Source organism: Phenylobacterium sp. (genome assembly GCF_044358365.1).
In the GTDB taxonomy this organism is placed as follows: Bacteria; Pseudomonadota; Alphaproteobacteria; order Caulobacterales; family Caulobacteraceae; genus Phenylobacterium.
Genome location: NZ_JBIKNZ010000009.1, coordinates 58,559 through 75,740, shown reverse-complemented (window position 1 = coordinate 75,740; position 17,182 = coordinate 58,559). Strand labels below are relative to the sequence as shown.

The 17,182-nt window shown below is 63.5% G+C and carries 16 protein-coding genes and 1 pseudogene; 9 read left to right on the top strand and 8 right to left on the bottom strand.

Going from position 1 to position 17,182, the window contains the following annotated elements; genetic code table 11:
- The 6 genes and pseudogenes from ACIQ3B_RS04565 to ACIQ3B_RS04540 form a co-directional block, all read left to right on the top strand.
- Positions 1-126: pseudogene (locus ACIQ3B_RS04565) on the top strand (IS481 family transposase); the annotation flags it as partial.
- The gene (locus tag ACIQ3B_RS04560; RefSeq protein ID WP_397400144.1) at positions 118-465 is read left to right on the top strand and encodes a bifunctional adenosylcobinamide kinase/adenosylcobinamide-phosphate guanylyltransferase; all 348 of its coding nucleotides are present in this window, start codon (positions 118-120) and stop codon (positions 463-465) included. The pseudogene ACIQ3B_RS04565 and the gene ACIQ3B_RS04560, both read left to right, overlap by 9 nt.
- 154 nt (positions 466-619) lie before the next feature.
- A complete protein-coding gene (locus ACIQ3B_RS04555; protein WP_397400141.1) occupies positions 620-1,174 on the top strand; it encodes a helix-turn-helix transcriptional regulator in 555 nt (184 codons plus the stop codon).
- Between the two features lie 56 nt (positions 1,175-1,230).
- Complete coding sequence (locus tag ACIQ3B_RS04550; RefSeq protein WP_397400140.1) at positions 1,231-1,884, top strand: HD family hydrolase; 654 nt, start codon at positions 1,231-1,233, stop codon at positions 1,882-1,884.
- Positions 1,885-1,886: 2 nt separating this feature from the next.
- Entirely contained in the window at positions 1,887-2,840 is a 954-nt protein-coding gene (locus ACIQ3B_RS04545) for a nucleoside hydrolase (protein WP_397400139.1), read from the top strand.
- 448 nt (positions 2,841-3,288) lie between these two features.
- Positions 3,289-3,573, top strand: coding sequence for a helix-turn-helix transcriptional regulator (locus ACIQ3B_RS04540; RefSeq protein ID WP_397400138.1), 285 nt, complete (start codon positions 3,289-3,291; stop codon positions 3,571-3,573).
- On the opposite strand, the gene ACIQ3B_RS04535 is transcribed toward ACIQ3B_RS04540, so the two are convergent.
- From ACIQ3B_RS04535 to ACIQ3B_RS04505, 7 genes are all read right to left on the bottom strand, one after another.
- Complete coding sequence (locus ACIQ3B_RS04535; RefSeq protein WP_397400137.1) at positions 3,539-4,795, bottom strand: tyrosine-type recombinase/integrase; 1,257 nt, start codon at positions 4,793-4,795, stop codon at positions 3,539-3,541. The two genes, ACIQ3B_RS04540 and ACIQ3B_RS04535, sit on opposite strands and share 35 nt — an antisense overlap.
- A gap of 293 nt (positions 4,796-5,088) precedes the next feature.
- The gene (guaA, locus tag ACIQ3B_RS04530) at positions 5,089-6,648 is read right to left on the bottom strand and encodes a glutamine-hydrolyzing GMP synthase (protein WP_397400136.1); all 1,560 of its coding nucleotides are present in this window, start codon (positions 6,646-6,648) and stop codon (positions 5,089-5,091) included.
- Between the two features lie 9 nt (positions 6,649-6,657).
- A complete protein-coding gene (locus ACIQ3B_RS04525) occupies positions 6,658-7,935 on the bottom strand; it encodes an RsmB/NOP family class I SAM-dependent RNA methyltransferase (protein ID WP_397400135.1) in 1,278 nt (425 codons plus the stop codon).
- A 4-nt stretch (positions 7,936-7,939) separates the two neighbouring features.
- The gene (locus ACIQ3B_RS04520) at positions 7,940-8,332 is read right to left on the bottom strand and encodes an MAPEG family protein (RefSeq protein ID WP_397400134.1); all 393 of its coding nucleotides are present in this window, start codon (positions 8,330-8,332) and stop codon (positions 7,940-7,942) included.
- 3 nt (positions 8,333-8,335) lie between these two features.
- Positions 8,336-9,799 carry an IMP dehydrogenase gene (guaB, locus tag ACIQ3B_RS04515; RefSeq protein WP_397400133.1) on the bottom strand — a complete coding sequence of 488 codons (1,464 nt, stop codon included), beginning with the start codon at positions 9,797-9,799 and terminating at the stop codon, positions 8,336-8,338.
- 98 nt (positions 9,800-9,897) lie between these two features.
- Complete coding sequence (locus tag ACIQ3B_RS04510) at positions 9,898-10,605, bottom strand: RlmE family RNA methyltransferase (protein ID WP_397400132.1); 708 nt, start codon at positions 10,603-10,605, stop codon at positions 9,898-9,900.
- Entirely contained in the window at positions 10,602-11,690 is a 1,089-nt protein-coding gene (locus tag ACIQ3B_RS04505; protein WP_397400131.1) for a Ppx/GppA phosphatase family protein, read from the bottom strand. Before ACIQ3B_RS04505 ends, ACIQ3B_RS04510 begins: the two co-directional genes overlap by 4 nt.
- Positions 11,691-11,850: 160 nt before the next feature.
- Between ACIQ3B_RS04505 and hspQ the strand changes: the two genes are divergently transcribed.
- Positions 11,851-12,180, top strand: a complete 330-nt coding sequence (hspQ, locus tag ACIQ3B_RS04500; RefSeq protein WP_397400130.1) for a heat shock protein HspQ — start codon at positions 11,851-11,853, stop codon at positions 12,178-12,180.
- A 92-nt stretch (positions 12,181-12,272) separates the two neighbouring features.
- On the top strand, positions 12,273-13,139 hold the full coding sequence (gene phhA, locus ACIQ3B_RS04495) for a phenylalanine 4-monooxygenase (protein ID WP_397400129.1): 867 nt from the start codon (positions 12,273-12,275) through the stop codon (positions 13,137-13,139).
- Here phhA and ACIQ3B_RS04490 read toward each other — a convergent pair.
- Entirely contained in the window at positions 13,133-16,729 is a 3,597-nt protein-coding gene (locus ACIQ3B_RS04490) for a translocation/assembly module TamB domain-containing protein (protein ID WP_397400128.1), read from the bottom strand. The two genes, phhA and ACIQ3B_RS04490, sit on opposite strands and share 7 nt — an antisense overlap.
- A gap of 27 nt (positions 16,730-16,756) precedes the next feature.
- Between ACIQ3B_RS04490 and ACIQ3B_RS04485 the strand changes: the two genes are divergently transcribed.
- Entirely contained in the window at positions 16,757-16,984 is a 228-nt protein-coding gene (locus ACIQ3B_RS04485) for a hypothetical protein (protein WP_397400127.1), read from the top strand.
- Positions 16,985-17,182: the final 198 nt, after the last annotated feature.

Genomic DNA, 17,182 nt, shown 5'->3' with positions numbered 1-17,182 from the left:
CAGCACGGGCTTAATCAGAAGACCGTCGCCAAGTGGCGCAAGCGGGCCTTCGTGCACGATGCGCCGATGGGTCCGAAGACCGTGCGCTCGAGCGTGCTGACGGGCGAGGAAGAGGCGATGGTCGTCGAGGCACCGCTCAAGCTCGCGGGGGCGATCGACGATCTCGACGCCTCGGACGTCGCGGTGATCGATTGTCTTACGCTGTGGCTCAGCAATCTGATGGGCGAAGACGGGGAAGTTGCGGAGGGGGTCGAAACACTCGCAACGGCGATGTCCCGCACTCCCGCACGGTTGCTGGTCGTTTCAAACGAGGTGGGATGGGGAATCGTGCCCGACAATGCTCTCGCCCGACGCTTCCGCGACGACGCGGGCCGACTTCATCAAACGCTGGCCGAAATTAGTGATGAGGTCGCGCTCGTCGTCGCGGGTCTACCGCTTTGGCTCAAGGCTGAGGTGCCCCGATGATTCCGGTTGGTGCGGGTGGCCGGGGTCGAACCGGCACTCCTTTCGGAACTGGATTTTGAATCAGATATGTCTTCCTCCACGCGCCCGCTTAGCTGTCAGAACAGCGCCGGAACGAATATACGAACCCTCCGGTGCCACATCGAGGTGACGATGCGTGATCAGCGATAAGACCTTGCCCGCGTTTGGAGCCCGCTTGCGCCGATTACGGCGCCTACGCGGATGGAAACAATCGCAAGTGGCGGAGTTCGCCAACGTCTCTCAAACGACGGTGTCGCGATGGGAAGTCGGTGAGATCGAGCCAGACGCCTGGTTGATGGCGAAGGTGCTTTATTGGGTCGGCTCCTCTTCAGGGCACGATTCCGCGCTTCGTCGGCTTGTCCAATCCTCTCGACATCCCGTCCACCTGATTGGCGAGGCCGATCACCGTCTGCTTTCCGCGTCCGAACCCCGCGTCAGAGAGTGGAGGCGGTCGGCTGGCGAACTCCTAGGGTCCTCGCTTTGGCGATTTGCGACCGACGAGATCGTAGAAGCCGAGAAGGCCCTGATTGACCGAGGGTGGTGGGCGCAAGCAGACCCTGCTCCGGTGCTGGTCACCACCCGGAACTACGACGGTCCCGAACTCAGGATCGTGGCGGGCACGATGACTTGGGAACGTGTTTACCTGGGCGACGGCACACCGGCGCGGCTTTGCACGTCTGCCGGCGCGTAGAATACGCATACTTTATGCGCTGATCCCGAACTCGGTCGATCCTATGACTTTCCGTCATGACCGAACCAACTCAGCACGGGCCCATCGACTGGCTCGACAAAGTGTCGGACCGCATGGCCAGCCAGTTCAGATTTCTGATCGAGGCCGATCGCCTGAAAATGGTGATCCGCGGCAGCAGGATCGCGGATGGATCGAGGCGGGAGAACACCGCTGAACACTCCTGGCACCTGGGACTGTTCGCAATGGTCCTTTCCGAATGGGCTGTCGGCCCGATCGACCTGTTTCGGGTCGTCCAGATGCTCGTGCTGCATGACCTCGTCGAGATCGAATGCGGCGACACACCGCTATTCGACGAGGCAGGTTCCACAACACAGGCGACCCGCGAAGCGGAGGCAGCCGACGCGCTATACGGTCTGCTTCCCTTGGATCAGAGCCACGCCTTTCGTTCGCTCTGGGAGGAGTTTGAGGCGGCCACTACCCCGGATGCTCGGTTCGCCAAAGCCGTCGATCGTCTGCAGCCGATCCTGTTGAACCATCTCGTCGGTGGAGGTACCTGGCTCGACTACAATGTCGACGTGGAGCGTGAGCGTTCGCTGACTTGCAGGATTGCAGAAGGTGCGCCCGCCCTATGGGGGGCAGCCGAAGCGGTTATCGCAGACGCCGCTGCGAGGGGGTGGTTAAAGCCCGCGATTAGCATGAACCCACACTGACCGTGTCGCGCCCGCTGCTCATCGATACGGACCCCGGCGTCGACGACGCACTTGCTCTGGCGCTAGCCGTTCGTTCTCCTGAACTGGAGCTAGTGGGCGTAACGACCGTATTCGGCAATGCTACAATTGAGACCACTACAAGGAACGCTCTCGCACTGATGCATCTGTTCGACCGGGTCGATGTGCCGGTAGCGACCGGCGCGGCCGCGCCGTTGCAACATCCGTACGCCGGTCCGGTCCCTCAGGTTCATGGACATGACGGCATGGGAGACAGCGATGTCCTGACGACATCGAACGGTAATGTTGTCGCCGGAATCACGGCTGCCGAGTTGATGGTCCATTCGGCGCGGCAGCGCCCGGGCGAGCTGACGATCCTCGCGCTCGGACCCCTCACGAACCTAGCCCTCGCTTTAGAGCTCGATCCAAGTATCGCGACCCTCATCCGCGAGGTGGTCGTCATGGGGGGAAACGCCTTGTGCCCAGGAAATGCCACTCCCGCCGCCGAGGCAAACATGCTGGGCGATCCCGAAGCCGCAGACCAGGTGCTGGGCGCGGCCTGGCCTGTGACGATGGTCGGGCTGGATGTCACACATGCGGTCAACCTAAAAGGGACTGATATCGATCGACTCGCGGCCAGTGTGGGCGCAGTCAGCGCGCTAGTCTCTCAGGCTATTCCGCACTACCGCGCGTTCTTCGAACAAACCAACAAGATCGACGGCATCTACCTGCACGATCCCACTGCTGTCGCTTTCCTGCTTTGGCCAGAGTTTTTTGAAACCACGGGGTGGCCGATACGCGTTGAAACTAAGGGGTTCAGCCGAGGCAAGACTTGGCCAAGCTTGGGGGATACCGACGATGCCACGCCCCTACCTTGGGTAGGACGTCCGCGCGTTTCGGTTTGCACCGGCGTGAACAAATCCTCGGTCGTCCGGGCCGTCCTCGATCGACTGCTCTAATGGTGCGGGTGGCCGGGGTCGAACCGGCACTCCTCTCGGAACTGGATTTTGAATCGTGCGCGTCTACGCTGCCGTAGCCGGCGGGGCATCCTTAGTGCGATCATCGGGCGCTCTACGAACTCGGACTTCCACCTATAAAGCACCTGGCCGTCGCCAATAAACCTCGCATCTGCTAGTACTTACCGCTGGGCGAATTCTGCCGCTCAGCTCCTAGCTCACACCTGATCACCAACTTGGGCGTTGGTGTACCGCTATGACTCGAATGTATGGCCTCCAACTTTGGAGGGCGAAGACCGTCCGTCCAGGGCGAGAATAAGCAGAAACCCGATCCTCAACCCTCCGATTTCTACGCCGGGGCACGCTATTGCCGAACGCCATTCGGTAAGGCCTTCCAGTACCTGCACCTATCGTTCTCAATCGCCAGCACCACCCGCGAAGGAGATTGAGCATGGGCCAGATTGAACCTTTGGAGATCAGAAAGACCATCAGGCGCCACCAGCTTCGAGAGATAGTACCACTGGCCGACAGCACAATTTACGAGATGGAGCAGCGCGGCGAATTTCCGCTGCGGTTTGCGCTATCCCCGCGCTGCATCGTCTGGGACCTTGCGGAGGTCCAGGCTTGGCTGCTTGCGCGGCGCGCAAAGCCGATTCACCGCGCACAGCATCCCGATGTCACCAAGCGCAAGTCCCGGCCGGTCAAAGCGCGGGATCGAGCGCAAACAGAGGCATAGCGGGCGGCAGAAGCGTCGGAACATGCTTCCGACCCTCGACCCAGGCGTCCACGATGTCGGCCCATTCCTGCATCATGTGTCGACGTTGAACTTCATACTCCGCCTTGTTGTAGACACCGCGCGACGAGCGCCCATCCTCGTGGGCTAGGCACTTTTCGATCCAATCGCGGTTGAAGCCGAGCTCATTGAGCAGCGTCGATCCTGTACGCCGAAGATCGTGCACGGTAAACGGCTCCAGCGGCAGCCCCTCCGTCTTCGCCCGTTCGACCACGGAATAGGTGACCCGGTTGAAGGTCGCGCGGGACATCGGGGCATCAGCATCATACCGGGAAGGCAGCAGATACCGAGAGTTGCCTGCGCAGGTCTTGAGCGCGATCATGATGTCCCGGGTTTGCCGGCATAGATAAACGTTGTGCGGCTTCGATCGCTTCATGCGCTCCTTCGGGATCGTCCAAACCGCATTGTCGAAATCGACCTCGTCCCACACAGCGTCCTGCAACTCGCTCTTCCGGACCATGGTGAGAAGGTAGAGCTTCATGCCAAGGCGGATCGTCGGCAGCGTCGCCACATGCTCCAGTTGTTTGAGCATGATGCGGATTTCGGTCGGAGAGAGCGAGCGGTCCTTGGGCGTGAAGGTGGCGATCGAGGCCGGCCCGACGTCATCGGCGGGGTTTGCGACCTTTTCGCCGTGGAGAATGGCAAAGCCGTAGATCTGCTTCAGGATATCGCGCACATGGATCGCCGTCGCCGGCGCGCCCCGTTCCACGATCTTGGCACAGTGGGCGCGCAGGTCATCCGGCACGATCTCCGTTAGCAAACGGTTCCGCCAAACCGGCAGCAGTTCCCGCTCAAAAATCGAGCGGCGCATTGCGCGGGTGCTGTCGGCCATCGGCGCGTTCACCAGCCACTTTTCACCGAATTCACCAAAGCTCTTAGCCTCCTTGATACGACGCTTGTCCCGCTGCTTCTCGATAGCGGGCGACCGCCCCTCGGTTATCGCCCGGCGCGCGTCGAGGCATAGTTCGCGGGCCCGGGCGAGCGAGATCCCGTCTCGCGCGTACCTGCCGAGATAGACGGTCTCTCGCCTGCCATTCAGCCGATAATCTAGCCTGAAAGAGATGGCGCCCGACGGCGCGACGCGCACATACATGCCATCCCGGTCAGTCACCTTGTACATTTTGTCTCTAGGTTTCAGAGCCTTGAGTGCTGCGTCAGTCAACATGCCAAGCCACCTCACGAAAAGTACCGTCACGCATTTTTCAGAGGCTCTGAGTAGGAAAGGTGCAATACTTTCAGCACCTTACGTCTACGAAAGTACCGTCACCAGCCTCGTTGCCAGTGACGGTACTTTCGATTTTCCGGTTGATCAATGGGGGCAAGGCCCGTCAGCGGGGCCGCCATAGGTGATCCATTCTCACCGATAGCTCCCGATAGATATCGACGAGAATATTTCTTTATTTCAGATGGTTAGATCGTACTGTGGCGTAGTTTCGGATACCCTCGGATGGGCAAAAATCATTCCCACTCGATCGTCCCGGGCGGCTTGGATGTCACGTCGTAGACCACACGGTTCACCCCCCTTACCTCATTGATGATCCGGGTGGCGCAGCGGCCAAGAACCTCCCAGGGGAACTCGAAGAAGTCCGCCGTCATGCCGTCGGTGGAGGTGACGGCGCGCAGGGCGAGGACATCCTCATAGGTGCGGGCATCGCCCATCACGCCCACAGTCTTCACCGGCAACAGAACCGCAAACGCCTGCCAGATGCTGTCGTAGAGGCCGGCCTTGCGGATCTCTTCGAGATATATGGCGTCGGCCTGCTGCAGCACGGCGACCTTCTCTCGGGTGATCTCGCCGGGAATGCGGATGGCGAGACCCGGGCCGGGGAACGGGTGGCGGCCCACGAAGGCCGGGGCCAGGCCCAGCTCGACGCCCAGCGCCCTCACCTCGTCCTTGAACAGCTCGCGCAGCGGCTCCACCAGCTTCAGCTTCATGTAGTCGGGCAGGCCGCCGACATTGTGGTGGCTCTTGATCACGGCCGATGGCCCGCCGCTGGCCGAGACGCTTTCGATCACATCCGGATAGAGCGTGCCCTGTGCCAGGAAAGCAGCGCCTTCGATCTTCGCCGACTCCTTGTCGAACACCTCGATGAAGAGCCGTCCGATGGTTTTGCGCTTGGTTTCGGGGTCGGTCACACCCGCCAGTTCCCCCAGGAACAGGTCGCCCGCGTCCACATGAATCAGGGGAATGTTGTAGTGATCGCGGAACAGGGTCACGACCTGGGTCGCCTCGTCCTTGCGCAGCAGGCCGGTGTCGACGAACACGCAGGTCAGCTGGGCGCCGATGGCCTCGTGGATCAGCACCGCGGCCACCGATGAATCCACTCCGCCGGACAGGCCGCAGATCACCTTGGCGTCGCCCACCTGTTCGCGGATTCTTGCCACGGATTCCTTGCGATAGGACGCCATCGTCCAGTCGCCCTTCAGCCCGGCGATCCTGTGGGTGAAGTTGCGCAGGATCAGCGCGCCGCGCGGCGTGTGCGCCACCTCCGGGTGGAACTGGATACCGTAGAACCGGCGCCCCTCGTCGGCGATCACCGCATAGGGGCTGCCCTCGGACGTCGCCACCACCTCGAAGCCCAGCGGGATGGCGGTGATCTTGTCGCCGTGGCTCATCCACACCGTCTCGCGCGCGCCGACATCGCCGAGGCCCTCAAGCAGCGGAGAGAGGCGCTCAATGTGGATCTCGGCGCGGCCGAATTCGCGGTCGTGGCCACCCTCGACGGCGCCACCGAGCTGGGCGCACAGGGTCATCTCGCCGTAGCAGATGCCAAGTACGGGCACGCCCATCTCGAAGATGCGCTGAGGGGCCGACGGGCTGCCCTCGACGTGGACGCTGGCCGGTCCGCCCGACAGGATCACCGCCTTCGGCGCCATGGCGTCCAGGACCGCGTCGACCTTGTCGTAGGGGTGAATCTCGCAGTAGACGCCGCTTTCGCGCAGCCGGCGGGCGATCAACTGGGTCACCTGGCTGCCGAAATCGACGATCAGGACCTTTTCATGCGCGGCGTCGGTCATGGGGCTCCGTCAGAGTGATTTCTGCAGCACCGCGACATAGAAGCCGTCCGTGCCTGAAGTTCGAGGGGTCAGGCGAAGGTCGCCGTCTGGGGTCAGGAACTGGAGAAGCTCCTGATCGGTGGTCGCCGAGGTCCGGGCGAACTCAGGTTGCACCGCCAGGAAGGCGGCCACCCGGTCTTCATCCTCTTCCGGCAGCACCGAACAGGTCACGTAGATCATTCGACCACCGGGCTTCACGAAGGCAGCGCCCTCGCGCAGCACCTGATCCTGATCCGCCAGGCGGCGATCAAGGGTGTCCTGCGTCAGCTTCCATTTGGTGTCGGGGTGTCGGCGCCACGAGCCTGTGCCGCTACAGGGGGCGTCGATGAAAACGACATCCATCCTGGCTTCGAGACCTTTGAGTGGTTCAGGATTGAGCGGCGTCCGGATCTGCAGGTTGCGCACGCCGGCGCGGTCGCCACGCCGGATGGTGTCGGTCAGTCGGCGAGCGTCGCTGTCAAACGCGTAGATCTGGCCGGTGTTGCCCATCGCTGACGCCAACGCCAGGGTCTTTCCGCCACCGCCGGCGCACAGGTCCAGCACCTGTTTGCCCTTTACGTCACCGGCCGAGGCGGCCGCGACCTGACTGCCAAGATCCTGGATTTCGAACCAGCCCTTGAGGAACTGAGGGACCGCCTCGACCGGCGCGCCGCGCGCTTCGGCAGCCGGAGCCGCGAGCCGCAAGGCGTTGGGCATGAGGCCGGGTGGCTCGGCGTTCATCGCCGCCAGGGCCTTCAGGGCGCGAGATGGATCAGTCTTCAGCAGATTGACCCGCAGGTCGGTCGGCGCGCGCTTCGAAAGCTCCGCACCTTCCGCCGCCCGATCGTCGCCGAACACCCTGGCGAACGAGGCTTCGAGCCATTCAGGATAGTCTCCCCGCACCGAGGCAGGCGCTTCGGTAAGGTCGCGGGGCTGTGTCAGGGCCTGACGCTCGGCATCGGTCAGTGCGCCAGGACCATGGACTTCGTCGGCCGCGGCCTCGGCGACACGCTCGATCGGCCAGTCCCAGTGCAGGTGCAGAACCGCCAGCGCAGCGGCCTTGGGACCCTCGTCGCCCATCTGCCAGGCGAGCGACCGCTTCCGACGAAGCACGTCCAGAACCAGACCTGACACGCCGGCCCGATCCTTGGCGCCGGCATAACGTGCGGATTCTCCCCAGGATTTCAGCGCCAGACGGACGGGCCGGTGGCGCGTCTCGATCTCGGTGAGAATCTCAATGGCCGCTGCAAGGCGTCCTCCGTCGCGCATCAGGTCACCTGAGGAGGGCCACGAGGATCATCACGAGCCCGATGAGCGAGGCGAACCAGACCACCGAGCGCAACATGGGGACACCCGCAGCATACAAGGGCGCGTAGATGGCCCTGCCTGCGACATACATAATGGAACCCCAGACGGTGAGGTCGCTACCAAGCTTTCCAGCCGCTGCGGCGGCCAGGACCGCCGCCGCAAAGAACGGGAAGGTCTCGACAAAATTCCAGAAAGCACGATGCAGGCGCGCCGCCGATCCGCTGATCGGCATCGGCGTGTCACGAGGGCCTGCTGCCCACTTCAGATCCTGCTGGCCCCGCGCGGCGGCGGCGGCCCACAGCAACTGCACCAGCCCGATGATAACCGCCACCGCGAGGAGCTTGAGTTCGACAGCCATGACCTAACCCGCGCTCGGGTAGTTTGGAGCCTCGCGGGTGATCATCACGTCGTGGACGTGGCTTTCGCGCAGGCCCGCATTGGTGATGCGGATGAAGCGCGCGCGTTCCCGGAACTGCTCAAGGGTCGGCGCGCCGACATAGCCCATAGCGGCGCGCAGTCCGCCCACCATCTGGTGCAGGATGGGCGACAGCGGCCCCTTGTAGGCCACCTGCCCCTCAATACCCTCGGGCACGAGCTTAAGGGCGTCCGTGACGTCTTTCTGGAAGTAGCGATCTGCGGAGCCCTGGGCCATGGCGCCCAACGATCCCATGCCGCGATAGGATTTGTAGGAACGACCCTGGTAGAGAAAGACCTCGCCGGGCGCTTCGTCGACGCCGGCGAACACCGAGCCCATCATGGCGACAGAAGCCCCCATCGCGAGCGCCTTGGCCAGATCGCCGGAATACTTGATCCCGCCGTCGGCCACGATCGGCACATCCGAGCCGACGGCCGCCCGCACCGCGTCGGCGATGGCGGTCAATTGCGGCACGCCCACGCCGGCCACGATCCGCGTGGTGCAGATTGAACCCGGGCCAATGCCAACCTTCACCGCATCGGCGCCAGCCTCGATGAGTGCACGTGCGCCGTCATATGTCGCCACATTGCCGGCGACGATCTGGACCCGGTTGGTCTCACGCTTCACCCGCTGAACGGCGCGCGCCACGTCGGAGTTGTGGCCATGCGCCGTATCGATCACCACCACGTCGACGCCGGCATCCACCAGCGCCATCGAGCGCTCGTAGCCCGCATCGCCAACAGTCGAGGCCGCGGCGACCAGCAAACGACCCTGGGCATCCTTGGCGGCATGCGGGTGGGCCTGCGACTTCTCCATGTCCTTCACAGTGATCAGGCCGACAGCGCGATAGTCGTCGTCCACAACGATCAGACGCTCAATCTTGTGTCGGCGCAGCAGATCGCGGGCCTCAGACTGGGTGACGCCCTCGCGCACCGTGACCAGGTTCTCATGCGTCATCAATGCCTTGGCCGGAATATCTCCACGACCTTCAAAGCGCATGTCGCGGTTTGTCAGGATGCCGCAGAGCTTGCCTGTTTGGGGGTCGACCACCGGAAAACCGGAAATCTTGCGTCGCGCCTTGATCGCCAGGACCTCGCTTAGCGGCGTGTCCGGGTTGATCGTCAGCGGATTGATCACCATGCCGCTTTCGTAGCGCTTAACCTCGCGAACCTGATCGGCCTGCTCGTCGACGCTCAGATTCCGGTGCAACACGCCGATGCCGCCGGACTGCGCCATGGCGATGGCCAGTCGGCTCTCGGTTACCGTGTCCATGGCGGCGGACACCAGCGGGATATTCAGACTGATCTCTCGCGTGAACCGGGTGGAAACATCCACCTGAGTGGGCATCACATCGGACGGGCCCGGTTCGAGCAAAACATCGTCGAAGGTCAAACCTTCGCGGATCTCCATGAGACTCTCCGTTTTGCGGTCCGCGTATAGGGTGATGTCGAGGGTGGGGGCAAGGGGTGTGACCGATTGCCGGGCAGAATGGGACGGGTGCGAACCGCCTATCGTCCCCTGAACCCTGTCGCCACCAGAAACACCTCGGAGCTGTCCTGGCGGCTGGCCTTGGGTTTTACGTTCTTCACCTCGGTGAAATGACGCTTCAGTCCTGCGATGAGCTGATCGCTTCCGCCGCCCTGAAAGGATTTGGCGACGAACGTGCCGCCGGGCTTCAGGACCTCCAGTGCGAAGGTGATAGCCGCTTCGATCAGACCAACGATCCTCAGGTGATCGGTCTCTCGATGCCCCACGGTGTTTGGCGCCATGTCCGACAGGACCACATCCGGCGCACCGCCCAGCAGCTGGATCAAGGTGGGGCCGCAGGCCGGATCGGTGAAATCCATCTGAATGATCCTGGCCGGGGGCAGCGGATCCACCGGCAAAAGATCCACGCCCACGATCTGGGTCACACCGCGCATGATCGCAATCTGGGTCCAGCCTCCGGGGGCCAAACCAAGATCCACAACCCGCGCGCCGGGCTTGAGAAAGTGGAAACGGTCGTCGATCTCGGTGATCTTGAACGCCGCACGACTTCGATACCCCAACGCACGGGCCTTGGCGGAGAAGGGATCGTTGACCTGACGCTCCAGCCAGGCTTGCTGGGAGGGCGTGCGCTGTTTGGCGGTCTTCAGGCGCGCGGGCTTGCCGCGACCGCCCTCCTGGCCGCCGGTGGGCAGCTTAACCATGCGCTTTCGCGGTGGAGGTTCGGTCATGCCGGGCCCTGACGTCTATTGGCGCCCCGTTTTTGACGGCGCTTGCGGCGGCGAGTCTGCTCGCGTTCCGACATCAGCGCCAGCAGGATACCCTCTCGCAGGCCCCGGTCGGCCACACGCACCCGGTTGCACGGCCAGAGTTCCTGAATGGCCTGAAGGATGGCGGCGCCGGCCAGCACCAGGTCCGACCGATCCGGGCCGATGCAGGGCTGGGCGGCGCGTTCACCGGCCGTAAGCGCCAGCAGACCGTGGGTCGCCGCCTCGCATTGCAGCCGGGTCATCCAGATGCCGTCGACCCGGTTGCGGTCGTATCGGGGCAGACGAAGGTGCATGCCGGCAAGGCTCGTGATCGCGCCGGAGGTGCCGACCATGTGTGCGCGATCCGTATCGAAAAGCGGCCGCATCTGATCCGCCCGTCGGAACGCAGCGACATGGGATTTTACGTGTTCAACCATGGACCGGAACCAGTCCTCGGTGGCCACATCGCCCTCAGGAAACCGCTCCGCCAGCGTGACCACTCCGATCGGCACCGATAGCCAGGCGCGCATCGGCGGTGTCGCCCCTGGAATGCCGGCCTTCAAGTCCACCCACGAGAGTTCGGTCGAACCACCGCCCACGTCGACCACCAGCGCCGCTTCATGTCGATAGTCCAGAAGGTTCAGACAGCCGGTGACGGACAGCTTTGCCTCCTCCTGCGGGCTGATGATCTGCAGCTTCACGCCGGTTTCATTGGCGACACGGTTGACGAACGCCTGGCCATTGATCGCGACCCGGCAGGCCTGGGTGGCGATCGCCCGGAACTTCACGACGCGGCGACGGCGAACCTTCTCGCCACTGACCTTCAAGGCCAGCAATGCACGGTCCATCGCCTCATTGGACAATCGGCCGCTTTGCGACAGGCCCTCGCCCAGCCTCACGATCCGCGAGTAGGACTCCACCACGCGAAACCCCCTGGGTGTCGGCGTCGCGATCAGCAGACGACAGTTGTTGGTGCCCAGGTCCAGGGCCGCAAAGCAGGGCAGATCGCCCATAGCCTTATCCGGGCCGCCAACCGCGGTCCCCGACGCATGAAGCGCCTCATTCATGGACTGTCTTTCGTCCTGCGCAGGCGCCCTCACCCCCGGAGCGCCTCATCTCCCGCCGACTGTAGCAAGACCGTGACACATCAGGAAGACGACGCTTGTATGAAAGGCCTGCGACATTACGTTCACCTTCCAGTCAGACGACGGGTGTAGAACTGCGATCATGAACACGCGACTCGCCAAATTCACGATCGGCCAAGTCGTCCGCCACCGGGTCTATCCGTTCCGTGGCGTGATTTTCGACGTCGACCCCATGTTCGCCAACACCGAGGACTACTGGCTGTCGATCCCGGAGCACATCCGGCCGCACAAGGACCAGCCGTTTTATCACCTGTTGGCCGAGAACGATGAGAGCGCTTACGTGGCCTACGTCTCCGAGCAGAACCTGTTGCCGGACGATACGGGCCAGCCTGTGGGCCACCCTCAGGCGACCCTGATCTTTGAAGCCTTCGACGAGGGGCAGTATCGACTGCGGCACGGTATCGGCCACTAGGCAGGTTTCTGCGCAAGATCAGACCGCGCTGAAGAAGAAATACTGGCGACTTCGAACGGAAATGCCCGCTCGTTGAAGGCAATTTGTCCGGCATGTCAGCAATTCGAATCCCTGAACTGCCGTCAACAGTCCACCCTGCGGATTGGACTGTGGATCAGGCGTGGGCCAGCTACAGGCCCGACGAGCACCGGCTTTGGACCACCCTCTACGAGCGACAGACCAACCTGTTGGCCGGTCGCGCGTGCGATGCATTCCTGAACGGCCTCGACGTGCTCGATCTGCACCGTTCCGGGATTCCTGATTTCGCCAGGATCAACCCTGAACTTCAGAAGCTGACCGGCTGGACAATCGTTGCTGTGGCAGGGCTGGTCCCGGACGCGGTGTTCTTCGAGCACCTGGCGAACCGCCGGTTTCCGGCCGGACAGTTTCTTCGGCGGCCCGATCAGATCGACTATCTGCAGGAGCCTGACATTTTCCACGACGTGTTCGGCCACGTTCCCATGCTGACCGACCCCCTTTTCGCCGACTATATGCAGGCCTACGGACAGGGCGGGTTGCGCGCGCTCCACCGCGGCCAGTTGCACCATCTGGCTCGTCTCTACTGGTACACGGTGGAATTCGGGTTGCTGCAGACTGACAGGGGGTTGCGCATCTACGGCGCCGGGATTCTTTCGAGCCATTCAGAGTCCGTATTCGCGCTGGAGGATCCATCGCCGAACCGGTTGGGATTTGACCTTCGGCGGGTGATGCGGACGCCTTACAGGATCGACGATTTCCAGCAGGTCTATTTTGCGACGCCCTCGATCGAGGCGCTGCGGGACGTCACGCTTCGCGACTTTGGACCTCTCTACGACAGCCTGGAGCATTGCGAAGATGTCGCCATCGAGGCTGTACTACCTGAGGACGTCGTCCTGACACCAGGGGCAACGATCCAGGCGCGCCGCGCCGCCGATCAGTAGTCCTTGCGCCATCGTACCGCGAGACGATTGCCTGATTGACCGGCCAGCCGTGACAGGATCGACAGGCTCTTGCCGATACGCCATTCGACCTGCGCCGACGGCCCTTCGCGTCCACCCCCGGTGAGTTCCAGATACAGATCGTCTGTGAGGTACTTCCCTCCCGAAACGGTGACACCGCTCTGCTGACCACCTCCGAACGCCAGGCGATCAAGCCCGGCAAAGCTCTTGAGGTTGCCAATGATGTCCAGCCCTCCGCCGCCGGTCAGGGAGGACAAAGCCGAGGCCAGCTGCGCCGCTTCGACCGGCGACAGCTGTGACGCAGAGCGCTCAAACAGCACTTTGGACAGAATCTCATCATTTGGCAGACTGGGCGTTGAAACGAGGGCGATTTCGGGCCTTTCCGCTGTGCCGCGGATACGGACGGTCACCTTGAGAGAGGGATCCTCTCGCGTCGCGTCCAGTTGCAGGCGGATATTCTGTGGTTTGCTGGCCAGATACACGATGCTTGCGTCATCGAACGCAAATCGCTTGCCGGCAAAGTCGTAGTCCCCTCGCACGACACGGGCCGTCCCGGTGAGATTGGAGTTTGCGGTTGTGCCCCCCACATGGGCGTCCAGCGAAAGTTCGACATCCAGTCCGCGACCGCGCAGAAATACCCGACGCGGCGCTTTCAGATTGACGTCCAGCGCCCAGCCATCACCCTTCTTCCGCGCGCCCTCGAAGGCGACCGGAAGATCGTAGGGGCGGTTCACTTCCCGGACATCCATCGCGATGACACCGGAGGGAACCAAGGGCTCAGCCGCAATATCCGCGCGGTCTATGGTGAGATTTCCAGACAGCTTGACCTTGCCATCGGCGGCGCGATTGATCGTGGCCTCACCAGTCGCGGTCGCCGTCGCGGTTTCATTGTCAATGAGCCGGAACGCCTGCAGATCAAGACGGAAGCTCGATACGCCGTCAGGCAGCAGGCTGATGCGCCCCTGCCCGGCCAGCTGTCCGCCGCGACCGTCCGCGCCACGCGCTGAGATCACGTTCACAGCGTCGTCGCCGAAGGAAGCCTGCAATGCGACGTCCCTGAGGGACAGACCGCTGGCGCCGTCGTCAAAACGCCCGCGCTCGACATCTATCCGACCTTCCGCCTCAGGTCTGGCCAACGTGCCCGATAGAACGCCATTGGTGCGTACAAATCCGGAGAGCGACCTCTCCCCGCCGATCATGAGCTCCCACAAAGGTCGAACTTCGCCTTCAGCATTGAACCTGCCGCGCATCTGGCGTTGCCGGGATACGGCGACCCTGAATGGCCGGGCGGAGCTCTCGCTCGTCAGAACCAGACTGGCTTCGCCCTTCAAACCCTGTTGGCTGGCGGTAGCCAGGTCGAGGGTCAGGGTGTCGTGCGCAAGACGCCCGCGCAGCGTCCCATCAACACCCTGCGCCGCAGGCGTGCCGCGACCGCGCGCGTTCGTCAGGCGCGTCTCAAGTACGCCTGAGAGTTGTTCGCCGCGACCCTGCAAGACGAGAGTGCCGTCAACCCGCCCGTCAAAGTCGGGGTCAAAGAGGTTGAGGCCCAATTCCACGACCTTCACCCGCACAGTCGCCGCGTCCCCCTTGAGGGCGCCGTCAAGGTCCAGCTTCCCGCCGTCCGAACCCATAAGACGAACCCGTGCGCTTTGATCGCCATCGGCGAAGCGGAATGTCGCCGGCTCAACGGTCTGGAGATCTCGGCTTCCCAGGGCACCTCGCCCATCCAGGGTTAGATCGTAGCCTGGCCGGGCATCGGACAGCAGCCCCTGCCCCTTGATTGTCCATGCGCCCTGCGCCGATGCGCCACTCGCTTCTACGGCATAGGGCAATCTCGCCATTGGTCCGTCGGCGGTGAGTCTTGCCGAACGCACCAGGACCGCCGAACCCCGCGCGCGAAGCCGCTCAGCGTTGAGAAGCAGCACCGCACGGGCACCTCCGCTGGCATCGACGATCCTGGCGGTTCCTGTCATCCGGCCCGCATCCAGCAGGGCGCCTGGCCCGATATCAAGCGCGAGGTCAGCCGCCGAGGGCGCGCGATCGCGCAGAGTCAGCCTCCCCGACGCCCTCACCCCTCCAGCGTCGATGACGAGATCGGATAGATCCACTCCACCTGGCGCAAAGCTGAAATCGGACCCCGCTCGCGCCGGCCCGTAGGCGCTTTCCGCGGTCAGGGAAACATTGCCGTTGGACCCGTCGGCCTGGCGCTGGAAGACCAGATTCAACTTGCCGTTTCGCATCGGCAGCCGCGGGACGTCGATCTGCTCAAGGTCCGCCGTGAGCGTCAGCCGCGGCGAAACCAGGTCTCCCGTGATATCGCCATCGCCCCTGGCACGCCCCAAGACCTCGACCGGGCCCGCCCGGAAGGGCCCTGACGCCGACCAGTCGGTCCGGAACCCGAGCGTGCCGGCGGCGCCGAGAGCACCCGTGGCGGTGGCGTTGAGCGCCGCGCCATCCAGCCTAGCCCGGGAAACCTCAAGACGCCCGGCGAGCCACGCGGCCCTCGCCTCCAATCGCGGCTTGCTGCCCAACAAGCGGTCCATTTCCGCGAACCCCAGCGCGAACCGATCCCCCTGCGCTTCGAGCGCGATGTCCCACGGACGTCCAACCCGGCTCTGGGATGCAGACCCTTTGAAGGCGACACTCCCCGAGGCCCCCGGCCTTGCGACCGTGAGGTTGTTGATTTGCGCGGTCGCCTTGAGGTTTACCGCGCCCACAAGGTTCCGATCACCGCTGGCCTGGACCCGCAGTTCACGCCCGACGATGTCCAGGCGCCGGACCAGAATTTGGCCGTTGGCGAGGCGCTCACCCTCGAGGCTCGCCGTTGGCGCGGCACCCAGCAGGGTGGCGGCAAAACCGGCACCCTGCCCGCCGGATCCACTTGCCGCAGCCTTGATCGCGTAGCGACCCTTGGCGGATGAAACCTCGATCAGTCCGGTGATGCGCGCAAGGCGATACCCACTGGCGGCAATGGCTTCGAGTGACGCGACGCCCACGAACCGCCAGTCGCTGGCCTTGCCCGTCACACGACCCGCCAATCGCGCCGGTCCAGAGGTAGGCCCTCCCGTCAGGCGTGACAATGATCGGGCCTCGGCCACAAACTGAGCGCCAGTGGCAGCCAGATTGAGGCTGGCGGGATTGCCAAGACCCCAGGCATGAACGCCGAGCGCTTCCGACCTGAAACGACCGTCCAGGGCATAGAGGTCGGAGCCCGCCCGGCTCCCGCTGACGATGAACTGAAGCTCCGGGCCCAGCCGGCCCGCCAGCACGGTCGTCAGTGACGAGGCTGTCAGCGACACTCGCCCCGTGGCCTGCCCGCCTTTCGGCGTCCACGCGCCGGTTGCGTCCAGTGGCCTCGTGTTCCCCGAGGTCGCGTGCGCGGTAAAGTTGCCCCGGGAAAGCGACCCCTCGCCCCGGACCACCAGCTCGAAGGGTTGATCCACGGGGAGACCTATAGCGCCCGCCAGCGCACCGCCCCGGGCTTCCTTTGCGTTACCATCGACCTTGAAGACGCCCTTTGCGCCCGTTCGAAAGCCCAGGCTCAGTTGATCCCCGACATGCAGGCGGCTCATGGCCGAGACCCTGCCCGACTTGGGACCTTGGCGTTCGAGGTCAAGATTGATGCGAACGTCGTAGTCGCCCCGCTGACCGCTGAAGGCAGGGTCCAGAAGCAGCCGCGTGCGCAGTTCGCGGATCTCTACCGAAACGGGCTGCTCGAGCTCTGGGCGACGCGGGTCAAGCTGAGGTCGGCGAAGGACCCGGACGCTATCGGCTTCAATCCGGCCCGCCTGGAACCGAAGCATCAGAAGTTGTCTGAAATTCCATGAAATATGTACATTATCCGCTTGAATCCAGACGCCGTTGGCGTCTCGTAGCGTGACCCTCCTGGCACGAACGTCACGCCAGAGGTCACCTGTCAGGCCTTCGATCCGCAGTCTGCCAAGCTGGCCTACGCGCAAACCATCTGCCCGGGCCTCGACAAAGGCGCGCACTGGCGGAAGCAACACGCCGTATCGAAGTGCGGC

Excerpts from the sequence above, each read along its gene's own strand:
- ACIQ3B_RS04520 (WP_397400134.1), bottom strand. The coding sequence starts at position 8,332 with ATGGCTGTCGAACTCAAGCTCCTCGCGGTGGCGGTTATCATCGGGCTG.
- guaA (WP_397400136.1), bottom strand. The coding sequence starts at position 6,648 with ATGACCGACGCCGCGCATGAAAAGGTCCTGATCGTCGATTTCGGCAGC.
- ACIQ3B_RS04560 (WP_397400144.1), top strand. The coding sequence starts at position 118 with ATGGTCGTCGAGGCACCGCTCAAGCTCGCGGGGGCGATCGACGATCTC.
- ACIQ3B_RS04490 (WP_397400128.1), bottom strand. The coding sequence starts at position 16,729 with ATGAGCCGCCTGCATGTCGGGGATCAACTGAGCCTGGGCTTTCGAACG.
- ACIQ3B_RS04505 (WP_397400131.1), bottom strand. The coding sequence starts at position 11,690 with ATGAATGAGGCGCTTCATGCGTCGGGGACCGCGGTTGGCGGCCCGGAT.
- ACIQ3B_RS04510 (WP_397400132.1), bottom strand. The coding sequence starts at position 10,605 with ATGACCGAACCTCCACCGCGAAAGCGCATGGTTAAGCTGCCCACCGGC.
- ACIQ3B_RS04550 (WP_397400140.1), top strand. The coding sequence starts at position 1,231 with ATGACCGAACCAACTCAGCACGGGCCCATCGACTGGCTCGACAAAGTG.
- ACIQ3B_RS04540 (WP_397400138.1), top strand. The coding sequence starts at position 3,289 with ATGGGCCAGATTGAACCTTTGGAGATCAGAAAGACCATCAGGCGCCAC.
- hspQ (WP_397400130.1), top strand. The coding sequence starts at position 11,851 with ATGAACACGCGACTCGCCAAATTCACGATCGGCCAAGTCGTCCGCCAC.
- guaB (WP_397400133.1), bottom strand. The coding sequence starts at position 9,799 with ATGGAGATCCGCGAAGGTTTGACCTTCGACGATGTTTTGCTCGAACCG.
- phhA (WP_397400129.1), top strand. The coding sequence starts at position 12,273 with ATGTCAGCAATTCGAATCCCTGAACTGCCGTCAACAGTCCACCCTGCG.
- ACIQ3B_RS04535 (WP_397400137.1), bottom strand. The coding sequence starts at position 4,795 with ATGTTGACTGACGCAGCACTCAAGGCTCTGAAACCTAGAGACAAAATG.
- ACIQ3B_RS04525 (WP_397400135.1), bottom strand. The coding sequence starts at position 7,935 with ATGCGCGACGGAGGACGCCTTGCAGCGGCCATTGAGATTCTCACCGAG.